This window comes from Pseudomonas sp. MF6747, assembly GCF_963890955.1.
Lineage (GTDB): Bacteria > Pseudomonadota > Gammaproteobacteria > Pseudomonadales > Pseudomonadaceae > Aquipseudomonas.
Genome location: NZ_CAWPSZ010000012.1, coordinates 65,919 through 90,547, shown reverse-complemented (window position 1 = coordinate 90,547; position 24,629 = coordinate 65,919). Strand labels below are relative to the sequence as shown.

The window sequence follows — 24,629 nt, the reverse complement described above, 5'->3', positions numbered from 1 at the left end:
GTTGATGATATGCTCCTTGCGGGAATACAGGCGATCAGGAGTGAATAGTCAGAGTGCTTGGAGTGAGTGCTCATAATTGTTTTGCGGTTTTATGCTTCTGCTCAGTTACCCCAATGAATGCAAAAAATCAACACGGAAGTATTTATGTCTAATGATCGCCGTTATCAAGTTTTTGTCAGTTCGACTTATGAGGATCTTAGAGAGGAACGGCAGGAAATAATGCAAGCTCTTTTGGAGTTGGATTGTATTCCTGCTGGAATGGAGTTGTTTCCTGCGACTGATGATGATCAATGGACGCTTATAAAGCGAGTGATCGATGAGTGTGATTACTATATTGTCATAATTGCTGGGCGATACGGTTCAATTGGCCCTAAGGGGATCAGTTACACTGAGCAAGAATATCGATATGCAGTCGAGTCTGGAAAGCCGGTGATCGCATTTTTGCATAAGGCGCCAGTAAATATTTCGGTTGGTAAGTCTGAGTCAATTCCAGCATCTGTTGAGTTGCTGAAGAGCTTCAGAGAGTTAGCTCAAAAGAAGGTCTGTAAGTACTGGGAGAGTCCATCTGATCTTGGCTCTGCTGTGAGTCGTAGCTTGGTTCGGTTGATTGGCACTCATCCAATGCCTGGATGGATAAGAGCTGATAAGGCAGCGGATGCTGTAGCAGCGACTGAAGTTCTGCGACTTCGTAAAACTATTGAAGATCTTCAAGCCAAACTTGCTGAAAGCCGTTTTTCTGCACCTAAAGGAAGTGAGGGGTTGGCCCAGGGGGAGGAAGTATATCCAATTGATTTCAAGTTTGAAGCGCGCGATGCTGATGGGGAAGTGTGGAGTTTTAACCGTCAAACCGTTTTATCTTGGAACGAACTGCTAGAAGGGCTTGGCCCGTTTATGCTGGACGAGATTGATGATGACCAATTTCGGGTGGAGGTTTGTCAACTTGTGAAGTCTCAGCTCCTTGAGAATCTTAATCTTCATGAGGATTTGGCGGAGTACAAAAATTTTCGAAATTTTGTGGTAGAGCCGCGTGATGTGCAAACTATAAAAATTCAACTTCGTGCCCTTGGGATTATTGAGCAGAGCAAAAAAGCTCGTAGTGTAAAGGATACTCGAACTTATTGGAGTCTTACACCTTTTGGGGATTCCATGCTTGTGCAGCTTCGAGCGATTCAAAAAGGGGAATACAAAGACTGGGAGGAGGGTGATGAGCCTGGCAATGATGAGTCCACACTCGACAGACTTGAAGAAGGGAGTGTAGCTCAGAAGTGACCTAATCAGTCACTTCGTTCGCTCGAATGTGACTTAGGTGAGTTCCACACTGATTTAGGGCGGGTGAGTTAGCTTCTAATTTTGAGAGGTGTCGAGATGTTGTTGGTCTCATCTATGATCGATCTGATTGGTTCTTTGGCTTCAACCAGAATGTGCTTGGTAGGTAGGTCATTTACAACTAGTCGAACTCCTTTCGCTTAACTGGCGGCCTGGGGGGGTATCGATCAGGCTGGGCTGATGGAGCGGTCTCTTGAATCCACTAGACACCCGCTGTAGTTAACGGTAGCTTCAGACGCTGGGTCTAAATGATAGGGACAAAATCATGGCAGATAAGCACCCGTACTCCGGAATTTCAGGGCTAACACAGACCGTTTCTCAGCTTCGAAAGTCTTTCCCTCCTCAGTTCGGGGCGGACACGATGAAAAAGCTCGGAATAGCACCTAATAACGAAAGCTATGTGTTGAGCACGCTGCGATTTCTTGGCGTGTTAGGTGAAGATGGTAAAAAAGGTCAAAAAGTCGGTTCAGTCTTTAGCCAGCATGATGATAACGAGTTCCAGCGAGGCTTTGCTGACATAGTTTCTTCAGCATATAGCGAGCTCTTTGGGTTGTATGGGGAAGATGCTTGGACGCTTCCGACAACTAAACTCATTGCTTACTTCAGGCATACCGACAATACGAGCGACGTCGTAGGTAAGAAGCAGGCCGCGACTTTTCAAGCGCTTGGCATGCTTTCTGGAAAAGTAGACGGTACAGTGCGATCGCCTTCACTCAAGTCTAAGGCAACAGATACATCCGCTCCTCCGCGCGCTTCACGTTCCAAAGCTACTCCGCAGCAACCGAAAGTCGAAGCTATATTGCCTATTTATTCGGCTCAGCCTGCATCTCAATCTTCTGCTATGGCGCTCACTGTTAGGGTAGAGATCAACCTACCTGCTGGTGGCGATCAAGAGACTTACGACCGTATCTTTAAGAGCATCAGAGAGAACCTCCTGAATGGCAATGTCTCTTAATCTCTTCGAAGAGATAGTCCGCAGGACAAAAGAGGTAGTTGATGGCGGAAGTGATGCCAAAAACATTGCCCTGCATCCATTTGAGCTAAGAAATATTCATCAAAGTTTTTATGGTAAGGTCAAAAAACTTTTTGACAACGGTCACTGTGCAGAATCTACCTTCGAAGCATTTAAGCTAATTGACAAGCTTGTGCAGCGGCTATGCCAAGTGGATGAGTCGGGTTTTAAGCTTATGATGAATGCCTTCAACGAAACCAAACCGATGCTCACTCTTGCTGACTTATCAACCACTAGCGGCCGAGACGAGCAGAAAGGTTACAGCTTCCTTTTCAGTGGGGCGGTCATGGCCATTCGGAACCCCCGAGGTCACGAGATAAACCTCAGTGACGATCCTGACACCTGCTTGGATCATCTTGCGTTTGCTTCACTGTTGCTTAGAAGGCTCGAGCAAAGTGGTTTTTCTTGAGTGCAAATGGCACGTATTTTTCAGTAGTGCACGCTACGAAAGCCCAGCTTCAGCCAGTGGCGATAGCCACTCCTTCAATTATCTTCCAAATATCGTTCAAACTCACCGACCTGCTCGTTAAACCCCCCTGAAAATCAGAGTCGGCAACCCGAACTGCGACTGCTCAATAGTGGTGCTGGAATCCGATGGATATTGGGGGATAGTGTTCGACCATAGCTGGCATATACGGTGGGGGGCGCCTCATGAATATCAGAATCCGAGAGTGGGTGGGGGTGAAGTAAATAGCTGTGAGCCCGCGCAGGATCGCGTTTAGGAGGTGTTAGATGAATGCTAGTGTCATGCGCTCTAAGCGCTTATCTTTGTCTTAGGAGGGGTAGGTGATTTACTTCGGCTAGAATTGAAGTTCAAGGTTCTTCATTACTCGACTTACTTGGATCGAAGACCATTCACCGCCCCGGCTAGTGGTTATCCCTTTACCATTCAAGCAATCAGCAACCTGTTGAAGTGTACGACCGCCCTTGCGGATGCACAGATCAATCGGATCACGCACAGATTCTTGCCAGTGGATCACGCGCTCTTGAATTGCCTCGCTAGCCTTAGCCCGGTTAGTAGCGGTACGACCTTTCTCCAGTGCCGCAGTACGGCGTGCAATCTTCTCAACCGACTGTGGGTCACCATTATCAGCACGAGCCTGTAGGGCAGCTAGAGCTTCTTTCGTACGACTGGCGATGAAGGATCGCTCCTGCTCAGCCAGTGCTGCAAACAAGTGAAGTTCAAAAGGTTTAGCGTGAGGCATGGTTGCCACTTTGAACTCTGTCTGTTCCATCAGACGGGCGATGTGATGGACGGAGCGAGATAGACGATCCAACTTGGCTACTGCCAACTGAGCCTTCGCCTGTTTGCACAGGATCAGAGCCTTGGCACCTTCGGGACGATCCTCGATTGCCAGCTTGCCCGACGCCACGTCAACAAACTCACCGACAATGTTCCAGCCGTTTTGCTGGGCAGCACGTTGGATGTACTCACGTTGAGCCTCAAGACCTAATCCACTCTCCCCTTGTGATGAGCTCGACACACGGTAGTAGCTCACTACTTTGATTGTGTTGGCTGCGTGGCTGGTCATGAATTGGCTCTTGAGGATATCTCTGGCATTGAATATAACATATCGTGATAGGTCGTTCTAGGTTTGTAATATTTATTCTTCGGCTATTTTCTATGCCCGAAGCTTGAGAATACCGGCGCAAATGGCGGAAGCGTTCGCATCTAGAGTTTCGAGTGCGTGTAGTGCTTTTTCATGAGCATCAGGTGAGCCTGTCGTCCTCGCCCACAATGCCAATTCTTCAATGGCTGCCGCACAGGCCAGTTGCCCTTCCCACAGAAGGGTTAGTACATCTGCTGTGGCTATGTTGTCTTGCATGTTTGTCATCCGTGAACCATGGGAGATGGGCGTCAGAGCCCTTGTAGCAGCTCCGAGAGGGAGAGACCCAGACCGTCGGCAAGCACTTTGGCGGCCTCAAGGCTGGGGTTCGCTGTGCCTGTCTCGATTCGCGACATGTACGTTCGTACAAAGCCGCACCTATCAGCAAATGCTTCTTGGCTGAAGCCCTGACTGCTGCGTAGCTCACGCACACGTTGCCCGAAGGTCTTTCTGAGATTTTGGTTTGTCTGCATTCCCGAATGATGGGCGTCTGTGCTCTAATCGTGAACACACCAAATGTTGACACACTAAATGATACATGAGGGCAGTTTATGAAGGCTTGCAAGGGGACGTTTGTAATGAACGCAAAGCTATCAACGGCATTGGCAATTCTTTGTTTGGCAGCTTCGGCGTATGGGGCTAAGAAAAATGCTGAACCTACGCCATGGGTTCAAGAGCCCACCACATTTTTAGGCATTAAGTTTGATGAGAAACTGATTTATCAGATGAAGCAGTGCCCAGCGGACTACAGTGTTCCTGCCGAAATTTGTTATCAACGTCCATTTCAAGGTTACTACCCTCTGTTTGCCGTGCCTTCTCTAGGTTTGCATGGCTATACAGCTGGCGTGTTGACGTATGACTCCTTGATCCGAGAAATTGTACTCAACACGAAGATAGATGATTACGATGCGGTGGTCGTTTTACTCACTCAAAAATACGGGGGTCCACAAAGTCAAAAGACGGAGATGGTGAAGACGAAGGTTGGTGCCACGTTCCAAAATGAAAAATCATATTGGGAAGGTAAGAAAGTACAAATTATCCTGAGAAAGTATAGCGATAATATTGATACTAGCTCCATATCAGTAATAAATAAATCTGTCGCTGTAGAAGCTTTGAGAGGTGAGCGTGGAAAAGTAAACGAAAATGCTTCAAAACTTTGAAAGCCTGTGCTGAGTTGTTTAAATTTTAAGATTTCGTAGAGGACATGACCGCTGCTTAGTCAGGATTGGCTAAAGGCTGCGTACAATCAGGTGCACAGCCGCTCTGTCTCAAGAATATCGGTGTATTGGCTCAGTTATTACCCCTGATAAAGCACCTGATAAAGCCTTGGATGATCACGTTGTTCACCGTTGCCCAGTATCTGCATACTTGATGGCAAGTAAGGGTCAATCGCAGATGGTGATGTGCGGGACGCTCCCTACAGTCATACATAGGCGAAATAAAATGATGCAGGCAGCACACTATTAAAAAGCGAAAATAAGCCCTCAGCAAACATAGGGATTCTTAGTTCAGTAAAACAAAGCGTAACGCGACAAACAGAATATTTTTAGATTTAGGGAAATTCAAATGGAACCTATACACTGGCTTATTGTATTTATCATTCTATGCGTTCTTATCTCGTTTATTGCAAACAAAAAAGGACGCTCTGGTTTACTTCTATTTTTCTCTATGGTTGCCCCTGCGGTGCCGCTGATGATGATAGCTTCATTTTCTCTAGGAAATAACATGGAAGCTAAGCCATTTGCAATGTGGGTTGTTGCTTTCCTCTGCCCAGTTGTTGGTTTTTTTTGGGCAATAATGGCTAAAAACAAAGAGCAAATGGCTGCTGATATTGGAAGCTTCGGAGGCATGAAGAAGTGCCAGTTCTGTGCTGAGCCTGTAAGAGCGGAGGCGATTAAGTGCAAGCATTGTGGTAGTAAATTGGAGCTCGATGCTTAGCTATTAAGACTTGTTTAAAAGCTAGGAATCCGTAGTTTCGTCTTCTGTGCGACGCACAGCAACATCTAATTGTCTGTGTGTACATAGAGGAGATTGCTTACATATTCTGGTTGACAATCAGAAGTGAGCTCTAGAGATTTGTAGGTCGTCAATACAACCAGTGTTAGCAGGTGAGCGAAGCGAATGCTTTTAGAGGAAAGGATGAGCGTAGCCCTCTTAGCTCTTGATCTTCTTCTGTGCAATGCACAGTGATATCTAATTGTTCTGTGTGTACACAGAGGTGATTGCTTACATGTCTGATTGCAAATCAGAAATTGCTTATAGAGTTTTAACTTTCCAATACAATAAGTGTCAGCAAGTGAGCCGAAGGCGAATGCTTTCAGAGGAGAGGGTGAGCGCAAGCCCTCTCGGCTCTTGATTTTCTCCTGAGTTTACTCAGAATTTTACTTCTATCGTAACTACGATAGTGATTATATACTAAGAAATATACATCTATGTCGTGGTAACGACATGGTCATCCTCCTTTTTATTTTGATGGGTTTTATCCCATCTTTCTTTTAACTTTCTCAAGGACACAGCTTCGGGGATGACCTCCCTGAAAACTGAGCATTCATCGGGACAATCTCCCGAGAGTCAAAGCATCGTTCGCTTTGCTCTCTTATATAATCTGTCGTTAATTGTGCATCGCAACCTTCTTCCATCTGCTTGCCGTATTTCTATTCACTCCAAACCGCCTAGCCACATCTTGGATCGACATGGTTTTGTTTTGCTTGAACAGGCTCATTGCCTCGATCTGCTCAATGGATATACCCGAGAGTTGCGCCTTGCGCTCAAACCAGAACTGGTCAAAATCGATCTTGCAGTCAAACTGCTCTAGCAGGCTCGGATGTCTGTCGAGGTGAAACATTAAACCTCCAAGTGCTATTCTTGCAGCCTGTACGACACGTTCAACCTGACGGACACCCATAGGCATTAAGTTATGATTGCAAAGAACCTCGGCAGCCGCTTCGGTGGAAATTTTGGGTAGGTATAGAACTCTTCTGACATCACTAGGAGCCACGTTGAATCGACCAGTAGTCAGCGAGTCACTACCTTCATGCTCTACCTGTGAGCCGCACGCCCCTGTGATGTAATCATCAATCCAATGGGTGGCATGGCCGTCAAATCTGAAAAACTGCAAGAATCCCGAAATAGGATTTGTAAGTACACTTGGCTTCGCCCCAGCATTGGATTTTTTTGAGGTCGATTGTGAGGGAAACTCGATAATTTCTGCTGAGCCTTGTGGTGCAATCTCTGGCGTCGAGTCAACCCTAACTGGCGTGCCGTCATCACTGATCGTATAGCGTGACCCTTGAGCAACCTTCTTCCCTATTTTAGTGGGGTGAATGTGTGGCTCGTGTAGTAGCTTTTTGCGGGTATAGCAACCAATAATCTCGCCCGTTCTCTTATCAATTATCGAATCGCCGCAGCGAATAGATTGGTTTTCATCGCGGACTTGACGAAGCTCTGCCAACGTAAGTGGCGAAGCAGCGTTGTGGTGCTGGCACGGGACGGCATGATGCATGGATTAGTCTCCTTTGTTTAGTTCATAGGCATTCCTCTCGGGGTAGCTGCCATTGGTTTTGGTAAATCACAGACGCACAAAAACCCATGCGATCCTAGTCTGGGATGAGCCAAACGAGTGCATGAGGCTTGATTTGATACTTTTGCGTGCTATCTGTAAGGGTGGCTTTATACGCGAATGATTCGCATTTGTCGAGAAGTTTCTTGTTTGCTTTCTCGACTTGCGCGTTGGTTGCTTAGTCATTAAACAATGAGCAACCAACTAAGAACGAGATGTTGCTCGTGCCGACCTCATGCCTTTCTTGAGAGCGCATAAAAGCCCCGCACAGCGTTGATACGCTGCCGAGGCCATGCGGTATTGCTCGTCATTTTAAATCGCTCACAGAGGCTTTCAGCGCCTTAAGGATTAACAATCATCATTAGGGAATGATCAATTCTCCTCCGTAGGCTTCATTAACCTCTTTCCGGATCGACTCAATCAACTTGGCTTGCTTGTCTGCTACTTTCTTTTGCTCTGCCTTCTCTGCCTTCTCAAGCAGCTGTCGTTCTAAGAGCTCTTTATATTGGGCATGCTCAGCTTGCAGTTCAGCGATGTATTCTTGCTTTACACGTTCATTTATTACCTCAAGGTCTAGAGCTTGTACGTGTTCAGGCTTGATCATTGCAGCATGGTATGACAGAGGATCTGTCGTGATCGGGTACTTAATTGAAAGCACATAACCCTGCGAATTTAACTCAATGATTTTGTTGATGAACCCAAGCGCGATATCGTCACGCACAGACTCACAACACTGATTAGTGGCCTTGTATGCATGGTGGTATCCAGCTTGGCGCTGTTCAAGCTCGGCTTGATTAAATTGGCGAGGGGCGCCCGTGATACGAATAGTCATTCATAGCTCCTTTCTTTTTAATATGTGAAATCATTTTTGAGGTAATGATTGTTTTGTATTGCTCGTCAGTCAGTTTGAAGACAGATGGCTTTATCTTAGTCTTACTAAAGGCGGCGTCACCACTAAACTCGCCTTTGCTCTCTATTTTCTGCGTATGTTGCGCCTTTTTATCTCTCCGCTCATTTACTCGCACGACAGCTCGTGATAGACCCGCCATAAAGTAATCTATATTACTCATTGCGTTGAATCCTCTTGTTTTTTTTCTTGCATTCGGCACGCCTTAAGTTGTTCGCCACCGAACTGATCATAACCTGAAGACAGTGTTGCTGATTTGAATAACCAGCACGATCCATAATAAAGCCAAGCTGATTGATTGCCTCATCATTCAATTGAATTCGCATTATTTAAAGCCTGCAATTGTTTGAGCCTGTAGATAGTCAGTGACAGACTCGCCAACAGCTTCGGCGCTACCTCTAATAAGCTCATAGCTGGCTTTGCTAAACATCAGCTTAACTTGCACTCTAAATGATTGCTTAGCTTGCCACACTCGCCAGCGGCAAGTATTTGAACAAGTTCGTGTGTGACTTCTTTTGTTAGCTAAGCTGGTTCCACAACTGGAACATTTCTTTGTTTCAGGCATAGTTAATCCTCCATTGAGTTGGTGGTAATAAATTTTTGCGGTTGTTAAATCATTTTTTAGACAATAAAAAAGGTCTAGCCGTGAAGTAAGACCTTTTGAATTTGGTGGATAAAAACTAATACAGCCACTGATATCTAGAAGAAAAATCTATCGTCAGTGGGGGGGCAAAGGACATTCGAGAATACTGAGCATGCGCAGAATTAGTTTTTCTCCTAAGTTTTATAATCATACACTAATTAGTGCTTTTTGTCAATACTGTTGGTCGGTTAGTCAAGCACTTTCTTAAATTATTTCTTAACTAAAAATTGAGGTTTTTGATTGCTTCGACCATCGCTTTGATAGGAGTGCGGCTGCCATAGACACCGAATGTTACGGCGGCGTCTTCGTGACCAGCGATGCGCTTGATCAGTGAGTCTTGTACGCCCGCATCACGTAGGTCATCAATCATTGTGTGACGGAAACTGTGAAAGGTTTTCTTGGGGTCGATGATCCCCATTTTGGCCCGATACCGGCTAAACCATTTTGACGGTGCGTGCCCCAGTTTTCCACGTACAGGTTCCAGCTCTGGGAATAAACGATCTGAGTTTTGATTTCGCTGATTGTCCACGTAGTCGAGCAGTCCGAGTTGAATCAATGCGGGGTGGATTGGTAGGGTTCGCCGACTGCTACTGTTCTTTAGCTTCTGAGACTCGTGACCATCATCGATCCGAATGCAATCGACTCCATGCAACTTGATGAAGTCAGCAACGTGTAACTGACAGAGTTCTTCCAATCTGGCACCTGTGAACCTTCCGAGGAGCGGCAACCAGTACCGCCAAGGATGTTTGAGGGCTTCAGTCTTGAGTGCTTCCAGATTGAGCAGGGTTCTTAGGTCATGTTGTTCAAAAGACAGACGTGCTTCCTTGGCTGATCCCGTCATCACCTTGAGTCCCATCAATGGATTCTCGGTAACGTAACCATTCGACTTGCACCAATTCATGAATGCCGAGAGCTTGCGTAGACGGTTATTCACGGTCACGGCGGTGATGGTTTTGTACGTGCCGCCTGCTTCAATGACTTCAGCTAACGTCTTGCCCTTGAACTGAGGGAGGAGGGCGAAATACTGAGGGCAAAGGCTTAGACGATCTTTCAGTAGGCGAGCTTGCTGCGCGTCGAACGCGGAAACGGACATGTCGCCCATCAGCTCGAACAGGTCCCGCAATGCGCGCTCAACTTCGTGAGTGCTGACCTCTCGCCATGTCCCCCCAGCCTTGCCTTCCTTGATGTACTTCTTCGCGAGCTCAGCGAGAGTCGGCCCACCTTTTCTGCGAAGCTTTTGAGGCTCTGTGGAGCCGCTTGGGCGCTCAGGAATTGAAGGTGTAGGGCTAGTGTCACGCCACTGAGAACAGAGCAAGCGAAGCATCTCAAGGTCGGCTGTGGGATGTTCTGTCAGGTAGTGATGGACTCGTTGGGCCAGCGAGGACGCAAGGAAGGTTGCCGGTTGTCGGGTGCTGATATTCAAGCTTAAGCGCAATGTGTGACAGCTCGGGAAGAGATGCTTAGGCAGTCGCAGATTCAGATAGTAGAAAGCTCCGCGACGGATTATGTAGGCCATATGTGTGACACCGATGTGTGACAGCTGTGTGTGACAGTGCTGGCTACACCCCGATTTCTGACTGTCCGTACCGGGTGTTGGCACGGAAGATTAGAGACAACCTCAAATGCCTGACACCCTTATCCCATATGGCTTTCAACGATACCCGAGCATGCTTGCATGCCATCTGGTCAGAGCCGGAAGGCAGCAGCCACAGCGGGAACATTGTGTGCCGGGGTGTGGCTGGTGGGGTTGCCTCCATAACGCTCTCCCGCAACGCCCTCTGTTTCAAATCAAAAAATGTCTCTTCAGTCATCTGCCCATCTGTAGTGTGCAGCGATGACGGCTTTTTGCTGGACAACCTTCGACCGTCTGCTAGCGTCAATCATGCGTTTTTTTCAAAAAATGACCGTGGTGCTGGAGTAGTAAAGAAGTGATGGCACTCCTTCAATCAGAAAGGATGATTGCCATGCACAGCCTCCAAGGTTTACCCAGTCGTATCAGCGGTTCCGTCGGCACCCCCGGCAAGGCCCGCAATGATTCTGATGATGTTCGATCCATTCAGAATCTATTCAACCTGATCATCCCCAAACCCACGTCGCCTTTGCTGGTGGATGGCAAGTGCGGCCCGCTGCTGGTCCAGCGCATCAAGGACTACCAATCCAGTCGTCTGAAGGTCGCCACCCCCGACGGCGTGATTGACCCGGCAGGCCGAACGTTCAGCACCCTGCTCGAAGACGCGCGCAAGGCAACTCCCGTGACCCCGGCCAACGACTCGGCCGGTGCCGCTGCCGCCCCAACCCCGCCACGCCCTCCGGCGCCTGCTCCCGCCCCAGCAGACACACTGCAGTTGGTTACAAAAGCCAGCTGTGATGGACGTGTGACGCTGACCGACGCTGACTTTCAAAGCGCCGCGACAGCACTGGGCAGCGGTATTTCGGTGAACATCATCAAGGCCTTCGCCACTGTGGAATCGGGTGGGCGATCCGGCTTCGGCCCGGCCCAGATGCCGGTGATCGCGTATGAAGGCCACATCTTTCGCAAATACACCCAGCAGAAGTACGACAAGGCCTATCCCCTGCTGTCATACGCCTACCGGGAGAAAGCCGGCCCGCAATGGAAAGCCAACAACAAAACCCAGGCGGTGGCGTGGCAGACCCTGGCCGATGCGTTCAAGTTAAATCAGGAGGCGGCGTTGATGTCGGCGTCGTACGGCATGTTTCAGATCATGGGCTTCAACTTCGCCGCCTGCGGTTACAAGAGCGTCTTCGATTTTGTCAGCGCGATGAAACTCAACGCCGGCCAGCAACTGATGGCGTTCGTCGGCTTTTGCCGCAAGAACCCGACGTTGTTCAAGGCCATGAAGAACAAGGACTTCGCGGGCATGGCCGCCCAATACAATGGGGCGGATTATGGCGATTACGACAAGCGAATCCAGAAGGCCTTTGAGGCGCTGGAGAGGAAAAAGTAGCCGTGCATGACGGTTGTTTCACAACGTGCAAAGCGCCCACTGGACAACCCAAAACCATCTTGTTAGTTTCCGCCAGCCGCTTGTTTCAAGGTGTAACAAGAGCGCTGCATTGATATTGAAGTGCCACCACTTCTTTAACTTACAAGGATGTCAGTGATGAAAAGCCTGCAAGGGTTGCCCCGTCTTATCAGTGCTTCGGTGGGCGCGCCGGGTAAAGCGCGCAACTTGCCTGCCGATGTTCAGTGCATCCAGTATTTATTCAATTTGATCATTCCCAAGATGGGTTTTCCGCTGGCCGAAAACGGCAAGTGTGACGGCCAGTTGGTGCAGTGCATCAGTCAGTATCAGTTTCGCCACCTTAAATACGCGCATCCTGATGGGGTGATCGACCCCACCGGCCGTACGTTCAACAGCCTGATCGAAGAAGCGGTGAAAGTGCCGGTGAAGGCGTCTCCGACGATGCGCATTCCAAGCTTTCTCAACGCGTTCGGCAATAACAACGCCGATGCGGTGCAGGCCACCGTCAATGTCTACCTGGACCGCATGCGTGCGATGGTCGAGGCCGAGCGCCGCAACCGGCAATTGATGCTCCAGCCCACGTGCGACGGCGGCATGACGCTCACCGAAACCGACTTCCAGAACGCCGCCACGCAGTTGGGCAGCGGTATTTCGGTGAATATCATCAAGGCGTTCGCCACTGTGGAGTCCGGCGGGCGTTCCGGTTTCGGGCCGGCCAAGTTGCCGGTGATCGCTTTTGAAGGGCACCTGTTTCGCAAGTACACCAAGCACATCTATGACCAGGCACACCCACTGCTGTCGTATATCTACGTGAGGAAGGCCGGGCCACAGTGGCAAGTCAACAACAAGGACCAGGCCAAGGCCTGGGAAACCATGGCCACCGCCTTTGCGTTGGATCAGGAAGCGGCCTTGATGTCGGCGTCCTGGGGCATGTTCCAGATCATGGGGTTCAACTATGCCTCCTGTGGTTACAAGACCGTGTTTGAATTCGCCGCGGCATTAAAGATCAATGCCGGCAACCAATTAAAGGCGTTCCTCGGTTTTTGCAGCAAAAGCCCGGCGTTGATCAAAGCCATGAAAGACAAAGACTACGTGGCCATGGCGCGCAACTATAACGGCGAGGATTACGGCGACTATGACCGCCGTATCAAGAAGGCCTACGAAGCACTGGAAGGGAAGAAATAAGATGATGCGTTTTCTGGCAGTGGGTGTTTTGTCGTTGTGCGCTATCGCGCCTGCATGTGCAGACGAAACAGCCTTGCACTCAGGCAAGTACGAAGGGCTGATGCTGGCGGTCACCCCTGAGCATCAAGTCGAAGGTTTCTACTCGGAGGAGTTGGGTGAGGGCGTAACCCGCACCTGTACGTTTTACCTGCAAGGCGCGCCCGACGCGCTGACGACCTGGGTCGATGACGCCTACCCTGGCAGCGTGACGGCCTCGTCCGACGGCGTGACGCTGACCGTGGAACAAGGCCGCCAGCACCCCGGTTGTCTCAGCGTGCTGATGCCGGAAATCGCCACCGGGCTGGACCTGACCCAAACCGCCCGCAAACAGTGGATCGGCCTGGTGACGGTCACTGCCGACAAGGCTTACCTGCTCAAAACCCCTGGCGACAACGCGGGCAAGCATCCGTATATCGTCAAGGACGATGTGGTCGGCGTACTGGCTTACAAGGATGGCTGGGCCCAGGTTGAATTCACCAATGCCAAGGACCGCTCGTTCACCGGCTGGATCCGCCAGGATCAATACAGCCGCCTGACTGCGCCCAAAAGCTGAACCGCGACCCTCTACCAGGGAAAGTCCTACCTGCCGGTCAGAACCCTGCGCGTCGATGAGGTGATGTGCGCAAAAGTGACGCAGGGCCGCGGCAAACCCGAAACCTTCTACGTGTTTACCCACGATGATGCCTTCATGCTTGCCCCGATCACGCCGCGTGGCGCACTCAACGTCCCGATGAAAGGCAAGGTATTCGATTACCTGTTGAGCCATCAGCAGAAGGTGTTCACCGGTATCCAGGGCGCTGCGTTATGTAACGGTGCCGGGCTACAAACCAGGGATGGCGGCTGTGGATGAGTTTGCGATCGTCAACCCTTGCTCGGGCGCGCAGCAGCCAGAGCCTGCTGCGCAGCACTGAGCCAACCCCTGCGCCGCAACGTGTCATGCACGTTGCGGCATTTTTATGCCCGGGGTTCAGGCCTTGTTGCGGTTGAACAGCTTGCGGATCACAGCGAACAGCGCCACAACGCCGACCACCAGGAACTTCTTCGCCGCCAGCAGGAAGATGCCGATCTTGGCAAACAACCCGGCCTTGGCCGCTATCCCGCCGGCCACCAGGGCCGCCAGGCCGTAAGTGGCCAGCTTGTCGGTCTTGGGGTTGAAGTCGGTGTACAGGTTGCCGTCGGTAAAGTTGGTAAAGGCCAACACCTTGGGCATTTCCTGCTTGATGGTGGGCAGGTCGGCCATGGCGGCGACGGCGTTGAGTTCCAGTACGCCTTCACGGCCCAGCACGCGGATGCTGTAGTTGAGGGTGGTCTGCTGGGCGTCGTCGGCTTTCAGCTCGCGGGCCCAGTACATTTTGTGAGTGGTATCGTCGTAGCGCGGCGGTTCGGCCCAGCCCAGCAGGTGCAGGCCGGCGTAGCCTTGTTTCTGGCGTTGCTGGTTGTCTTCCTCATCTTCTTCCTGCATCTGCTTGAGGAGTTCGGCGTAGTCGATTTTCGCCGCATCCTCGTCGGAAACGTGCCCATCAGCCTTGTAGCTGACGATCACGCCCCAGCCGCGTTCCGACAAGGGGCTGACTGCTTTTGGCACGATCATGCCCAGGGTCTTGAAGCCGGGTGGGTTGCCCCAGCCATCGGTCAACAGGCGCTCGGTATCGGCGGGGTCGAGGTAGTAGAACTCGTCGTTGAGCTTGAGCGTGGCAATGCCACTGGGCAGCGTGACCGTGCCGGTCTTCTGCTTGAGTGAGGCGAGGAAGTGTTCAGCCGTTTCAGCCGGCGCGCTGGCTTCGGCGGGCGTGGGCGCAGGGGCAGCAAAGGCAGGTAGGGCAGACAGGCTCAGCGCAGCCGCCGCCATCAGCACGCGGAAGTAATTCATGGTAGTCCCTTACATTTTGAATTAATTTCGCGGAAGAATACTGAAATTCGCTGCTCGGGTCAGCCAAAAGTCTCCCGCAGCAGCCCGGCAAACGCGTCCCGCGCCAAGTGCCGCTGGGTGTCCTTGTGCCAAAACAGCAGGTTGTCCACGGCCTGCAGCTCTTCAAACCGGTAGGAGGCCAACTGATTGGCCTGCTCATAACGGGCCAGGATGCCTTCCGGCGCCAATGCCACGCCAATTCCCGCACTGACACAGCCGATGATCGTGCCCCAGCTGGCATAGCTGGCGATGCTCGGTTTGAAAGCATGCGGTTTGACCCAGTTCTCCAGCGCCGCCCGATACGGGCAACCCGCTGGCCATACCAGCAGCGTACGACCGGCCAGGTCTTCGGCGCTGGTGATCGGGGCGCTGGACGCGCTGGCGATCAGCACCAGGCGTTCGCTGTAGACCACGCTGTGTTCAAGCTTGGCGCGTTTGCCACCACAGGCCACCAGCGCCACGTCGAGGCGATGGTGTTGCAGGTCGTCCAGCAACTGCGCCCAGGCGCCGGTGACCAGTTCGAGCGAGACGTCCGGGTAGCGCCGATGGTATTCCGCCAGCAAGGGCGGCAGGCGGCCGCTGGCGCTGGATTCCACTGCGCCGATGCGCAAGGTGCCGCGGGGGATGGCGTCGGCATCCACCGCACGTTTGGATTCGTCTACCAGCGCCAGAATGCGTTCGCAGTAGTCCAGGAAGATTTCCCCGGCGGCACTGATCGCCAGCCCGCGCCCGGCACGGATAAACAAGGGCGTGCCCAACTCGCTTTCCAACTGCTTGATCCGCGTAGTGATGTTGGACGGCACGCAATGCAATTGCAGGGCGGCCTGGGCCACGCTGCCGGTTTGCGCCACGGCTCGCATCATTTTCAGTTGGGCCAGTTCCATTGCTCAGTTCCAGTGATTTCAGAAGTCAGAAACGCTTAATTGTCCTGCGCCTTGCCTGGGCCAAGACTGACGGCATCCTACTCAGTTGCCGGACGTCGCCGATGAATACCCCGTCACCCGCAAAGCTTACGCTAGTCATCGCCGGCGTCATCCTCTGTTGGGCCTATTCGCCGATTGGCGTGCACATGGGGTTGCGCAGTTACAGCCCCGGCCAACTGGCGTTGCTGCGCTTTCTGATTGCGTCGGTGTTCATGGGCGGTGTGGCATGGGTGGTGGGCATTGGCCGGCCGCGTCTGCACGATCTGCCGTGGTTACTGGTGCTGGGGTTCTTCGGCGTGTTTTTGCACCACACCAGCCTCAATTATGGGCAGCAATGGGTGACGGCGGCGGCGTCGAGCGTGCTGGCGCAGTCGGCGCCACTGTTCAGCGTGCTGATCGCGAGTTTGTGTTTGAAAGAACGCGTCAGTGCCTGGCGCTGGGGTTGTGTGTTGCTGGGCCTGCTTGGCGTGCTGGTGGTGATCTGGGGCGATCATGGCGTGGGCGATATTGACCCGCGCGGTTTGCTGATTGTGCTGGCGGCGGTGTCATGGAGCGTGTATTTCGCCATCCAGAAGCACTATGCCCATCGCTACAGCCCGCTGACCATGGCGTGTTACATGGTGTGGGCGGGCACTCTGATGCTGTGCGTGAACTTGCCAGGCCTGGCTGATGCCGTGCAGCAGGCACCGGCGCCGGAAAACCTCGCGGTGCTGATACTTGGCATTTTCCCCAGCGCCCTGGCGTACCTTGCCTGGGCCTATGTGTTGAAACACGTCGAGGTCAGCCGAGCGTCGGTGGCGATGTACCTGATCCCGCCGGTCGCCATGATGATGGCCGCGACGCTGCTGGGCGAGCACATTGCCGTGCAGGTGATGCTGGGCGGTGTGATGGTACTGGCCAGCGTGGCGGCCATCGGCCTGGAGGGCCGCTGGCGGTCAGTCGCTCAGGCAGAACGCGCGCAGCCGGTGGCCGTCGAGGTCCTGAGCGACAAAGGTGTAGCCGAAATCCAAAGGGGTCGGTGACTGAATGATGGTTGCGCCACGCGCCACCCACTGAGCGTGCAGGGCCTCTACGGCGGCCTGGTCTGGCAGGCAAAAGCCCACTTCGCCGCCGCCGCCGGTCATCCGGGCCGCTGGCTCCACCGTGTGCCGCGACCACAGCCCCAGCTTTACGCCGTTGTCGAGCATGAACAGGGCAAAGGTGGGGTTCAGTTCAAGCGGCGGGCTATCCAGCAGGCGGCTATAAAAGTTGGCACTGGTGGCCGGGCTGTCGACGTAGAGCAGGAAGTAATGGGCGACGGTGGGCATGCAGGCTCCTTGGAAATGGGCGGTCAAGTGCGCCCAGTCTAAGGGGATGCCCTGTCAGTTCTTGTCAGGAGTGAGCGGTGATCGCGCACCTTCACCGGTGTACAGGCTGATGATGTCGTCGATTTCCCCCGACATCTTCATCCGCAGCAGCGTACGCAAGATCCGCTGTACCGGCACGTTCGGGTCGTTGCGCACGATGCAACCCAGGCTTTGCTCGTCGATGATTGCGACCTTTTGCAGCCGCTCGTTCGGCGCCAGGTTCAAATTGAAACGCTCGAGTATCCATTCGTTAATGACGGCGTATTCAAAACGCCCGGCGACCAGCTTTTGCAGCACCAAGGCTTCGCTGCGCGAGTCATCACGGGTGAGCTGGCCTGTGGCAAACAGTGGGTCGAGGACAGCGTAGCGGTAGTTGAGCACCGTGCCGATCGGCTGAGGCGTCAGCGTGTCCACGTCTGCAGGCTGCGGCGCCGTGTGGCGGCCTACCAGCACATTGCGTTGCACCATCAGCGGCACGCTCCAGGTGTAGTCGCCGGACAGGCTGTCGACCCAGGTCTGGGCGACATAACAGCGCACATCGATGTCGCCATGGGCCATGGCGTTGGCGATGCGTGCCCGCGCCAGCACGTGAAACTCGGCCGGGCGCCCGACCTGGGTGGCCAGGCTTACCATCAAGTCATACAAAATACCCTGGGTGGGCTGGCTGTCCTCCACTTGGGCCATGGGCATCGCCCAGCTGTCGGAAACCGAGAAACGCAACGGCGCAGGTGCCGCGAGGCTGGCCAGGGAAATCATCCATAAGGCGCCCAGGACTACGCGCATACACTCTCCGGGTTCAGGCCTTTGCGGGGCCATTGAGCAGAGCTTAGTCAGATTAGACGAGCGTGCCGGATGCAATTTCCCCCTTGCTCCGCTAGCATTACCGGATTCCGCTTCCCAGTTGCGACGGTTTTCGATGAGTTATCAGGTTCTTGCACGTAAATGGCGTCCGCGCTCGTTCCGCGAAATGGTCGGCCAGACCCATGTGCTCAAGGCTCTGATCAATGCCTTGGACAGCCAACGGCTGCACCACGCCTACCTGTTCACCGGCACGCGAGGGGTGGGCAAGACCACCATTGCGCGCATTATCGCCAAATGCCTGAACTGTGAAACCGGTATCACTTCGACGCCTTGCGGCACGTGTTCGGTGTGCCGCGAGATCGATGAAGGGCGTTTTGTCGACCTGATCGAGATCGACGCCGCCAGCCGCACCAAGGTCGAAGACACCCGCGAGTTGCTCGATAACGTGCAGTACGCGCCGAGCCGTGGCCGCTTCAAGGTCTACCTGATCGACGAAGTGCACATGCTTTCCAGCCATTCCTTCAACGCGCTGTTGAAAACCCTGGAAGAGCCGCCGCCTTACGTCAAATTCATCCTGGCCACCACCGACCCGCAGAAACTTCCTGCAACGATCCTGTCGCGGTGCCTGCAGTTTTCCCTGAAAAACATGACCCCCGAGCGTGTGGTCGAGCATTTGACCCACGTGCTGGGTGTCGAGAAAGTACCGTTCGAAGACGACGCGCTGTGGCTGCTTGGCCGCGCGGCCGATGGTTCGATGCGCGATGCCATGAGCCTCACCGACCAGGCCATCGCCTTTGGCGAAGGCAAGGTGATGGCCGCCGACGTGCGCGCCATGCTCGGTACCCTCGACCATGGCCAGGTGTTCGACGTGCTGCACGCGCTGATCGAGGGCGACGCCAAGGCGTTGCTTGAAGCGGTGCGCCACTTGTCGGAACAAGGTCCGGACTGGAACGGCGTGCTGTCGGAAATCCTTAATGTCTTGCACCGCGTTGCGATCGCCCAGGCGCTGCCTGAAGGTGTCGACAACGGCCATGGCGACCGCGACCGCGTATTGGCGCTGGCCCAGGCATTGCCGGCCGAAGATGTGCAGTTCTACTACCAGATGGGCCTGATCGGGCGCCGCGACCTGCCGCTGGCGCCGGACCCGCGCGGTGGCTTTGAAATGGTCCTGCTGCGGATGCTGGCGTTCCGACCGGCGGATTCGGCCGACGCGCCGAGACAGCCGCTAAAGCCAGTGGGGATCAGCCAGGCCACAGTTGATTCCGCCAAACCAGTGGCTGGCGCGGCAGTGGTCGCGCCAGTAGTTGCTGCGCCTGCGCCCGTGGCTCCCGCGCCTGAGCCCGTAGTGGCTGCGCCCGAGCCGGTGATGGCTGAGCCGGCCATCGCGCCGGTGACCGAGCCCGTGGTCGACCTGCCGTGGAATGACCCGGTAGACGCCGAACCCGACGTCGAATTGCAACCTGCCGTGGAGCCCGTGCTGGAAACCAGCGGTGAGCAGCCCGAACTGACGCCGATGCCGACGCCGACCCCCGACAGCGCGGTGCCGGACGCACCCGAGTGGGTGTCTGCCCCGGTTCCAGAGCCGACCGTCGCCCAGGTTGAGGCCGCGACACCCGGCATCGACCTCGATGACGAACCGCCGCTGGACGAAGATTACATCGAGCCGGACATGGATTCGGCCTACAGCTACCTCGATGACCTGGCCAGCGAACACACCGCTGAGCCTGCACCCGAGCCCGAGGCGGAACCCGCTGCGGCCCCGGCCACCGGCCTGGCGCTGCAATGGCTGGAGTTGTTTCCGAAGTTGCCGATCTCCGGCATGACCGGCAGCATCGCCGCCAACTGCACCTTGATTGCCATCGATGGCGATCACTGGCTGTTGCACCTGGACCCGGCGCACAGCGCGCTGTTCAACGCGACCCAGCAACGCCGGCTCAACGATGCATTGAACCAGTACCATGAGCGCACGCTGACCATCACCATCGAGTTGATCAAGCCCGAGCAGGAAACCCCGGCCCAGGCCGCGACACGCCGACGCATCAACCGTCAGCGTGATGCCGAGCACTCGATCCAGGCTGATCCGCTCATCCAGCAAATGATGCAACAGTTCGGTGCGGTCGTGCGTCACGATACTATTGAACCTGTCGAAGCCCCGGTGCCCCAAGCGTCATGACACCGGGCTATTAATTGATCCACGTACTTTTGAGGTGATTCCCATGATGAAAGGTGGCATGGCCGGCCTGATGAAGCAGGCACAGCAGATGCAAGAAAAGATGGCCAAGATGCAGGAAGAACTGGCCAACGCCGAAGTCACCGGTAAAGCCGGTGGCGATATGGTTAGCGTGGTGATGACCGGTCGTCACGACATCAAGCGCGTGAGCATCGACCCAAGCGTATTGCCAGGCACCAGCGAAGATGATCTGGAAATGCTTGAAGCGCTGTTTGCAGCGGCCGTCAACGACGCCGTGCGCAAGATCGAAGCCAACAGCCAGGACAAAATGTCCGGCGTGACCGCTGGCATGCAGCTGCCACCGGGCATGAAGATGCCGTTCTGATGGTCTAGCCTTGGCTAGCATCAAATGCCAGGCCCAGTGCCTGGCATTTTTGTTTGTGCCGATCCAATCGAACCCTGGCGTGGCAAGCATGGTCTGCACCCTATACCGACGCATTCGATAAAGGACCCCCCTCATGCCTCAAGAACCCATTCTTAACCAGCGCATCGTTCTGGTCTCGCGCCCGCAAGGTGCGCCAACCCCGGAAAACTTTCGCCTGGAGCGCGTGAACCTGCCGGAGCTGGCAGACGGCCAGGTGCTCTTGAAAACGCTGTACCTGTCGCTCGACCCGTACATGCGCGGCCGCATGAGCGACGCACCGTCCTACGCCGCGCCGGTGGAAATCGACGAGGTAATGACCGGTGGCGCTGTCAGCCGTATCGAGCAGTCGCGTAATCCGAAATTTGAAGTGGGCGACCTGGTCGTCGGTTCCACGGGCTGGCAGAGCCACAGCATCTGCGACGGGAGCAACCTGATGCCGGTGCCCAATGGCCTGGCCAGCCCGTCGATGGCACTGGGTGTGCTGGGGATGCCGGGCATGACGGCGTACATGGGGTTGATGGATATCGGTCAGCCCCAGGCCGGCGAAACCCTGGTCGTCGCGGCGGCATCCGGCGCAGTCGGCTCAGTGGTGGGCCAGGTGGCCAAGCTCAAGGGCTTGCGCGTGGTGGGCATCGCCGGTGGCGCGGACAAGTGTCGCTACGTAGTGGACGAGTTGGGTTTTGACGCCTGCATCGATCACAAGAGCGCCAACTTTGCCCATGAGCTGGCGCTGGCGTGCTTCAACGGCGTGGACATCTATTATGAAAACGTCGGTGGCAAGGTCTTCGACGCGGTGTTGCCGCTGCTCAATCCCAAGGCGCGCATTCCCTTGTGCGGCCTGATTGCCGGCTACAACGCCCATGAAGCCCCAAGCGGCCCCGACCGCCTGCCCGCGTTGCAACGCACTTTGCTGACCAAACGCGTGCGCATCCAGGGTTTTATCGTGTTCGACGACTATGGCGATCGCCAGCCCGAATTCCTCAGCGCCATGGCACCGTGGGTGCGGGACGGCAAGATCAAGTTCCGCGAAGATGTGGTGGAGGGCCTGGAGCAGGCGCCCGAAGCCTTTATCGGTTTGCTTGAGGGACGCAACTTCGGCAAGTTGGTGGTACGCGTCGCGCAGGATTGACCATTTGACGCTAATCCGGGGCGCGGGTATAAACCGCGTCTCGTTGTTTTGTCGGACCATTCGCTCATGAGCTTCAGCCCCCTGATTCGCCAACTGATCGACGCCCTGCGCACCTTGCCGGGTGTCGGTCAGAAAACCGCCCAGCGTATGGCGCTGCAACTGCTGGAGCGTGATCGCAGCGGTGGCACCCGGTTGGCCCAGGCCTTGAGCCAGGCCATGACCGGTGTGGGCCATTGTCGCCAGTGCCGCACCCTCACCGAAGAAGACCTGTGCCCGCAATGCGCCGACCTGCGTCGCGACGACACGCTGCTGTGCGTGGTGGAAGGGCCGATGGATGTGTACGCGGTGGAACAGACCGGTTATCGCGGTCGCTACTTCGTGCTCAAGGGCCATTTGTCGCCGCTCGATGGCCTGGGGCCGGAAGCCATCGGCATTCCGCAGTTGGTGGCGCGCATTGAAGAGCAGGGTACGTTCACCGAGGTGATCCTGGCGACCAACCCGACGGTGGAAGGCGAAGCCACCGCGCATTACATCGCCCAGCTGCTGACCAATAAAGGCTTGATCACCTCGCGCATCGCCCATGGCGTGCCGTTGGGCGGTGAGCTGGAATTGGTGGACGGCGGGACGCTGGCGCATTCGTTTGCAGGCCGCAAGCCGATCGCCCTCTAAGCCAAACCGGCGTTCAAAATGTGGGAGCTGGCTTGCCTGCGATGGCGGTGGATCAGAGACATTGATGTCGCCTGATACTCCACCATCGCAGGCAAGCCAGCTCCCACAGTGGTTTTGTGGTGTAAGTGGGATCTTGAAAACCAAGCAAGCGCTTGGTAAGTTCGCTCCACCCCACCGTGGAGCTTGCCGATGCCTGCCTATCTGGACTACTTCGACCCCAGCCACCAATTGGTCCGCGACAGCGTGCGCCGTTTTGTCGAGCGCGAGATGTTGCCGGGCATTGAGCAATGGGAGGAAGCACAGAGCTTTCCTCGTGAGCTGTACCTCAAGGCCGGCGCGGCAGGAATCCTGGGCATCGGTTACCCCGAAAGCCTGGGCGGCAGTCACGAAGGTGACCTGTTCGCCAAGGTCGCCGCCAGCGAAGAGCTGATGCGCTGCGGCTCCGGCGGCGTGGTGGCCGGCCTGGGTTCGCTGGATATCGGCCTGCCACCGGTCGTCAAATGGGCGCGGCCCGAAGTCCGCGAGCGTGTTGCGCCTCAGGTGCTTGCCGGCGAGAAGATTAGCGCGCTGGCGGTCACCGAGCCGGGTGGCGGCTCCGATGTCGCCAGCCTGCAAACGCGCGCCATCCGCGATGGCGAGCATTACCGCGTGAGCGGCAGCAAAACCTTTATCACCAGTGGCGTGCGTGCCGACTTTTACACGGTCGCGGTGCGCACCGGTGGGCCCGGCTTTGGCGGCATCAGCTTATTGCTTATCGAGAAAGACACGCCCGGTTTCACGGTCGGCCAGCCGCTGAAGAAAATGGGTTGGTGGGCGTCAGACACGGCTGAGTTGTTCTTCGACGATTGCCGTGTGCCGGTGGGCAACCTGATTGGCGTCGAGAACATGGGGTTTGCCTGCATCATGGGCAACTTTCAAAGTGAGCGCCTGGCCCTGGCGCTGATGGCCAATATGACCGCGCAGCTTGCATTGGAGGAGAGCCTCAAATGGGCCACCCAGCGCGAAGCGTTCGGCAAACCCATCGGCAAATTCCAGGTGCTCAAGCACCGGCTGGCGGAAATGGCCACGGCGGTGGAGGTTTCGCGGGAATTCACCTACCGCCAGGCGGCGAAGATGGCGGCCGGCAAAAGTGTGATCAAGGAGATTTCCATGGCCAAGAACCTGGCCACCGACACCGCCGACCGCGTGACTTATGACGCGGTGCAGATCCTGGGCGGCCAGGGTTACATGCGTGGCAATTTGGTGGAGCGGCTGTACCGCGACAATCGCATTCTGTCGATTGGCGGGGGGACGCGCGAGGTGATGAATGAAATCATCAGCAAGCAAATGGGGCTTTGATTGGTGGTGGTCTTTCGCACGCCATCGCAGGCAAGCCAGCTCCCACATTGGAACGCGGTCACTTGTGGGAGCCGGGCTTGCCCGCGATGAGGCCCTAACAGACGCCTCTTAACGCTCCGTCAGCCCAAACTGCGTCAGGCAAAATGTCGGAATGCCCATGTCTTGCAGGCGTTGCGAGCCGCCCAGTTCCGGCAGGTCGATAATCGCCGCCGCTTCGAAAATCCTCGCGCCCATGCGCCGCACCAGGTTGGCCGCCGCGATCAGGGTGCCGCCGGTGGCGATCAGGTCATCGAACATCAGCACCGAGTCGCCTTCGCACAGGCTGTCTGCGTGCACTTCAAGAAAAGCTTCGCCGTACTCGGTTTGATAACCCTCGGCCAGCACGTCAGCCGGCAGCTTGCCCTGTTTGCGGAACAGAATCAGCGGTTTGTTCAGTTGGTAGGCGATGATCGAACCGATCAGAAAGCCCCGCGCATCCATCGCACCGATGTGGGTGAAATCGGCCTCGACATAACGCTGGGCAAAGCTGTCGGCAACCAGGCGCAGGGCACGGGGCGATTGGAACAGCGGGGTGATGTCACGAAAGATAACCCCAGGCTTGGGGAAGTCGATGACAGGGCGGATCAGGGATTTGATGTCGAACGAATCGAAGGTCATC

At 54.9% G+C, this 24,629-nt stretch carries 27 protein-coding genes; 15 read left to right on the top strand and 12 right to left on the bottom strand.

Annotated elements, in window-relative coordinates:
* Positions 1-144: 144 nt before the first annotated feature.
* The 3 genes from AACW30_RS13150 to AACW30_RS13140 all read left to right on the top strand — a co-directional run bounded on the left by AACW30_RS13150 (position 145) and on the right by AACW30_RS13140 (position 2,747).
* A complete protein-coding gene (locus tag AACW30_RS13150) occupies positions 145-1,269 on the top strand; it encodes a DUF4062 domain-containing protein (RefSeq protein ID WP_200622773.1) in 1,125 nt (374 codons plus the stop codon).
* 322 nt (positions 1,270-1,591) lie between these two features.
* Positions 1,592-2,281 carry a DUF5343 domain-containing protein gene (locus AACW30_RS13145; RefSeq protein WP_200622772.1) on the top strand — a complete coding sequence of 230 codons (690 nt, stop codon included), beginning with the start codon at positions 1,592-1,594 and terminating at the stop codon, positions 2,279-2,281.
* Positions 2,271-2,747, top strand: a complete 477-nt coding sequence (locus AACW30_RS13140) for a TIGR02391 family protein (RefSeq protein WP_234452455.1) — start codon at positions 2,271-2,273, stop codon at positions 2,745-2,747. Before AACW30_RS13145 ends, AACW30_RS13140 begins: the two co-directional genes overlap by 11 nt.
* A gap of 391 nt (positions 2,748-3,138) precedes the next feature.
* Here AACW30_RS13140 and AACW30_RS13135 read toward each other — a convergent pair whose 3' ends face one another.
* The 3 genes from AACW30_RS13135 to AACW30_RS13125 form a co-directional block, all read right to left on the bottom strand.
* Positions 3,139-3,870, bottom strand: a complete 732-nt coding sequence (locus AACW30_RS13135) for a recombinase family protein (RefSeq protein ID WP_234452454.1) — start codon at positions 3,868-3,870, stop codon at positions 3,139-3,141.
* A 90-nt stretch (positions 3,871-3,960) separates the two neighbouring features.
* Positions 3,961-4,164 carry a hypothetical protein gene (locus AACW30_RS13130; RefSeq protein WP_200622764.1) on the bottom strand — a complete coding sequence of 68 codons (204 nt, stop codon included), beginning with the start codon at positions 4,162-4,164 and terminating at the stop codon, positions 3,961-3,963.
* Between the two features lie 32 nt (positions 4,165-4,196).
* A complete protein-coding gene (locus tag AACW30_RS13125) occupies positions 4,197-4,418 on the bottom strand; it encodes a helix-turn-helix domain-containing protein (RefSeq protein ID WP_200622762.1) in 222 nt (73 codons plus the stop codon).
* Positions 4,419-4,523: 105 nt separating this feature from the next.
* Here AACW30_RS13125 and AACW30_RS13120 point away from each other — a divergent pair, with 105 nt between their 5' ends.
* Positions 4,524-5,105, top strand: a complete 582-nt coding sequence (locus AACW30_RS13120; RefSeq protein ID WP_200622761.1) for a hypothetical protein — start codon at positions 4,524-4,526, stop codon at positions 5,103-5,105.
* 406 nt (positions 5,106-5,511) lie between these two features.
* Positions 5,512-5,883, top strand: a complete 372-nt coding sequence (locus AACW30_RS13115; protein WP_200622760.1) for a hypothetical protein — start codon at positions 5,512-5,514, stop codon at positions 5,881-5,883.
* A 673-nt stretch (positions 5,884-6,556) separates the two neighbouring features.
* Here AACW30_RS13115 and AACW30_RS13110 read toward each other — a convergent pair.
* The 4 genes from AACW30_RS13110 to AACW30_RS13095 form a co-directional block, all read right to left on the bottom strand.
* The gene (locus AACW30_RS13110) at positions 6,557-7,447 is read right to left on the bottom strand and encodes a helix-turn-helix domain-containing protein (RefSeq protein WP_200622759.1); all 891 of its coding nucleotides are present in this window, start codon (positions 7,445-7,447) and stop codon (positions 6,557-6,559) included.
* A gap of 418 nt (positions 7,448-7,865) precedes the next feature.
* Positions 7,866-8,336 (bottom strand): hypothetical protein, encoded by a 471-nt coding sequence (locus tag AACW30_RS13105; RefSeq protein WP_200622758.1) that lies wholly within the window; start codon positions 8,334-8,336, stop codon positions 7,866-7,868.
* Positions 8,299-8,574 (bottom strand): hypothetical protein, encoded by a 276-nt coding sequence (locus tag AACW30_RS13100; RefSeq protein WP_200622757.1) that lies wholly within the window; start codon positions 8,572-8,574, stop codon positions 8,299-8,301. Before AACW30_RS13100 ends, AACW30_RS13105 begins: the two co-directional genes overlap by 38 nt.
* 700 nt (positions 8,575-9,274) lie before the next feature.
* On the bottom strand, positions 9,275-10,570 hold the full coding sequence (locus AACW30_RS13095) for a site-specific integrase (RefSeq protein WP_200622756.1): 1,296 nt from the start codon (positions 10,568-10,570) through the stop codon (positions 9,275-9,277).
* A gap of 448 nt (positions 10,571-11,018) precedes the next feature.
* Between AACW30_RS13095 and AACW30_RS13090 the strand changes: the two genes are divergently transcribed.
* From AACW30_RS13090 to AACW30_RS13075, 4 genes are all read left to right on the top strand, one after another.
* Positions 11,019-12,020 carry an N-acetylmuramidase family protein gene (locus AACW30_RS13090; RefSeq protein ID WP_200622754.1) on the top strand — a complete coding sequence of 334 codons (1,002 nt, stop codon included), beginning with the start codon at positions 11,019-11,021 and terminating at the stop codon, positions 12,018-12,020.
* A 156-nt stretch (positions 12,021-12,176) separates the two neighbouring features.
* Positions 12,177-13,223 carry an N-acetylmuramidase family protein gene (locus AACW30_RS13085; protein ID WP_200622752.1) on the top strand — a complete coding sequence of 349 codons (1,047 nt, stop codon included), beginning with the start codon at positions 12,177-12,179 and terminating at the stop codon, positions 13,221-13,223.
* Between the two features lies 1 nt (position 13,224).
* On the top strand, positions 13,225-13,815 hold the full coding sequence (locus AACW30_RS13080) for a hypothetical protein (RefSeq protein ID WP_200622750.1): 591 nt from the start codon (positions 13,225-13,227) through the stop codon (positions 13,813-13,815).
* Positions 13,816-13,890: 75 nt separating this feature from the next.
* The gene (locus AACW30_RS13075) at positions 13,891-14,112 is read left to right on the top strand and encodes a hypothetical protein (RefSeq protein WP_200622748.1); all 222 of its coding nucleotides are present in this window, start codon (positions 13,891-13,893) and stop codon (positions 14,110-14,112) included.
* Positions 14,113-14,229: 117 nt separating this feature from the next.
* Here AACW30_RS13075 and AACW30_RS13070 read toward each other — a convergent pair whose 3' ends face one another.
* Both AACW30_RS13070 and AACW30_RS13065 read right to left on the bottom strand, forming a co-directional pair.
* Positions 14,230-15,132, bottom strand: a complete 903-nt coding sequence (locus tag AACW30_RS13070) for a DUF2167 domain-containing protein (RefSeq protein ID WP_200622745.1) — start codon at positions 15,130-15,132, stop codon at positions 14,230-14,232.
* Between the two features lie 59 nt (positions 15,133-15,191).
* Positions 15,192-16,055 carry a LysR family transcriptional regulator gene (locus AACW30_RS13065; protein ID WP_200622744.1) on the bottom strand — a complete coding sequence of 288 codons (864 nt, stop codon included), beginning with the start codon at positions 16,053-16,055 and terminating at the stop codon, positions 15,192-15,194.
* A 101-nt stretch (positions 16,056-16,156) separates the two neighbouring features.
* On the opposite strand from AACW30_RS13065, the gene AACW30_RS13060 reads away from it, so the two are divergent.
* Complete coding sequence (locus AACW30_RS13060; protein WP_200622743.1) at positions 16,157-17,116, top strand: DMT family transporter; 960 nt, start codon at positions 16,157-16,159, stop codon at positions 17,114-17,116.
* Here AACW30_RS13060 and AACW30_RS13055 read toward each other — a convergent pair.
* Both AACW30_RS13055 and AACW30_RS13050 read right to left on the bottom strand, forming a co-directional pair.
* On the bottom strand, positions 17,030-17,401 hold the full coding sequence (locus AACW30_RS13055) for a VOC family protein (protein ID WP_119742137.1): 372 nt from the start codon (positions 17,399-17,401) through the stop codon (positions 17,030-17,032). The two genes, AACW30_RS13060 and AACW30_RS13055, sit on opposite strands and share 87 nt — an antisense overlap.
* Before the next feature lie 54 nt (positions 17,402-17,455).
* The gene (locus tag AACW30_RS13050) at positions 17,456-18,223 is read right to left on the bottom strand and encodes a substrate-binding periplasmic protein (RefSeq protein ID WP_200622741.1); all 768 of its coding nucleotides are present in this window, start codon (positions 18,221-18,223) and stop codon (positions 17,456-17,458) included.
* Positions 18,224-18,356: 133 nt separating this feature from the next.
* Between AACW30_RS13050 and dnaX the strand changes: the two genes are divergently transcribed.
* From dnaX to AACW30_RS13025, 5 genes are all read left to right on the top strand, one after another.
* Positions 18,357-20,414, top strand: a complete 2,058-nt coding sequence (dnaX, locus tag AACW30_RS13045; RefSeq protein WP_200622739.1) for a DNA polymerase III subunit gamma/tau — start codon at positions 18,357-18,359, stop codon at positions 20,412-20,414.
* A 43-nt stretch (positions 20,415-20,457) separates the two neighbouring features.
* Positions 20,458-20,796 carry a YbaB/EbfC family nucleoid-associated protein gene (locus AACW30_RS13040; RefSeq protein ID WP_083357362.1) on the top strand — a complete coding sequence of 113 codons (339 nt, stop codon included), beginning with the start codon at positions 20,458-20,460 and terminating at the stop codon, positions 20,794-20,796.
* Between the two features lie 133 nt (positions 20,797-20,929).
* Positions 20,930-21,964 (top strand): NADP-dependent oxidoreductase, encoded by a 1,035-nt coding sequence (locus tag AACW30_RS13035; protein ID WP_119742143.1) that lies wholly within the window; start codon positions 20,930-20,932, stop codon positions 21,962-21,964.
* A 66-nt stretch (positions 21,965-22,030) separates the two neighbouring features.
* Complete coding sequence (gene recR / locus AACW30_RS13030; protein WP_106576337.1) at positions 22,031-22,633, top strand: recombination mediator RecR; 603 nt, start codon at positions 22,031-22,033, stop codon at positions 22,631-22,633.
* Between the two features lie 189 nt (positions 22,634-22,822).
* Positions 22,823-23,971 (top strand): acyl-CoA dehydrogenase family protein, encoded by a 1,149-nt coding sequence (locus tag AACW30_RS13025; RefSeq protein ID WP_200622734.1) that lies wholly within the window; start codon positions 22,823-22,825, stop codon positions 23,969-23,971.
* A gap of 108 nt (positions 23,972-24,079) precedes the next feature.
* Here the strand turns inward: AACW30_RS13025 and AACW30_RS13020 are convergent, their stop codons facing one another.
* Entirely contained in the window at positions 24,080-24,628 is a 549-nt protein-coding gene (locus tag AACW30_RS13020) for an adenine phosphoribosyltransferase (RefSeq protein ID WP_106576339.1), read from the bottom strand.
* Position 24,629: the final 1 nt, after the last annotated feature.

Excerpts from the sequence above, each read along its gene's own strand:
- AACW30_RS13150 (WP_200622773.1), top strand. The coding sequence starts at position 145 with ATGTCTAATGATCGCCGTTATCAAGTTTTTGTCAGTTCGACTTATGAG.
- AACW30_RS13145 (WP_200622772.1), top strand. The coding sequence starts at position 1,592 with ATGGCAGATAAGCACCCGTACTCCGGAATTTCAGGGCTAACACAGACC.
- AACW30_RS13140 (WP_234452455.1), top strand. The coding sequence starts at position 2,271 with ATGTCTCTTAATCTCTTCGAAGAGATAGTCCGCAGGACAAAAGAGGTA.
- AACW30_RS13135 (WP_234452454.1), bottom strand. The coding sequence starts at position 3,870 with ATGACCAGCCACGCAGCCAACACAATCAAAGTAGTGAGCTACTACCGT.
- AACW30_RS13130 (WP_200622764.1), bottom strand. The coding sequence starts at position 4,164 with ATGCAAGACAACATAGCCACAGCAGATGTACTAACCCTTCTGTGGGAA.
- AACW30_RS13125 (WP_200622762.1), bottom strand. The coding sequence starts at position 4,418 with ATGCAGACAAACCAAAATCTCAGAAAGACCTTCGGGCAACGTGTGCGT.
- AACW30_RS13120 (WP_200622761.1), top strand. The coding sequence starts at position 4,524 with ATGAACGCAAAGCTATCAACGGCATTGGCAATTCTTTGTTTGGCAGCT.
- AACW30_RS13115 (WP_200622760.1), top strand. The coding sequence starts at position 5,512 with ATGGAACCTATACACTGGCTTATTGTATTTATCATTCTATGCGTTCTT.
- AACW30_RS13110 (WP_200622759.1), bottom strand. The coding sequence starts at position 7,447 with ATGCATCATGCCGTCCCGTGCCAGCACCACAACGCTGCTTCGCCACTT.
- AACW30_RS13105 (WP_200622758.1), bottom strand. The coding sequence starts at position 8,336 with ATGACTATTCGTATCACGGGCGCCCCTCGCCAATTTAATCAAGCCGAG.
- AACW30_RS13100 (WP_200622757.1), bottom strand. The coding sequence starts at position 8,574 with ATGAGTAATATAGATTACTTTATGGCGGGTCTATCACGAGCTGTCGTG.
- AACW30_RS13095 (WP_200622756.1), bottom strand. The coding sequence starts at position 10,570 with ATGGCCTACATAATCCGTCGCGGAGCTTTCTACTATCTGAATCTGCGA.
- AACW30_RS13090 (WP_200622754.1), top strand. The coding sequence starts at position 11,019 with ATGCACAGCCTCCAAGGTTTACCCAGTCGTATCAGCGGTTCCGTCGGC.
- AACW30_RS13085 (WP_200622752.1), top strand. The coding sequence starts at position 12,177 with ATGAAAAGCCTGCAAGGGTTGCCCCGTCTTATCAGTGCTTCGGTGGGC.
- AACW30_RS13080 (WP_200622750.1), top strand. The coding sequence starts at position 13,225 with ATGATGCGTTTTCTGGCAGTGGGTGTTTTGTCGTTGTGCGCTATCGCG.
- AACW30_RS13070 (WP_200622745.1), bottom strand. The coding sequence starts at position 15,132 with ATGAATTACTTCCGCGTGCTGATGGCGGCGGCTGCGCTGAGCCTGTCT.
- AACW30_RS13065 (WP_200622744.1), bottom strand. The coding sequence starts at position 16,055 with ATGGAACTGGCCCAACTGAAAATGATGCGAGCCGTGGCGCAAACCGGC.
- AACW30_RS13060 (WP_200622743.1), top strand. The coding sequence starts at position 16,157 with ATGAATACCCCGTCACCCGCAAAGCTTACGCTAGTCATCGCCGGCGTC.
- AACW30_RS13055 (WP_119742137.1), bottom strand. The coding sequence starts at position 17,401 with ATGCCCACCGTCGCCCATTACTTCCTGCTCTACGTCGACAGCCCGGCC.
- AACW30_RS13050 (WP_200622741.1), bottom strand. The coding sequence starts at position 18,223 with ATGCGCGTAGTCCTGGGCGCCTTATGGATGATTTCCCTGGCCAGCCTC.
- dnaX (WP_200622739.1), top strand. The coding sequence starts at position 18,357 with ATGAGTTATCAGGTTCTTGCACGTAAATGGCGTCCGCGCTCGTTCCGC.
- AACW30_RS13040 (WP_083357362.1), top strand. The coding sequence starts at position 20,458 with ATGATGAAAGGTGGCATGGCCGGCCTGATGAAGCAGGCACAGCAGATG.
- AACW30_RS13035 (WP_119742143.1), top strand. The coding sequence starts at position 20,930 with ATGCCTCAAGAACCCATTCTTAACCAGCGCATCGTTCTGGTCTCGCGC.
- recR (WP_106576337.1), top strand. The coding sequence starts at position 22,031 with ATGAGCTTCAGCCCCCTGATTCGCCAACTGATCGACGCCCTGCGCACC.
- AACW30_RS13025 (WP_200622734.1), top strand. The coding sequence starts at position 22,823 with ATGCCTGCCTATCTGGACTACTTCGACCCCAGCCACCAATTGGTCCGC.
- AACW30_RS13020 (WP_106576339.1), bottom strand. The coding sequence starts at position 24,628 with ATGACCTTCGATTCGTTCGACATCAAATCCCTGATCCGCCCTGTCATC.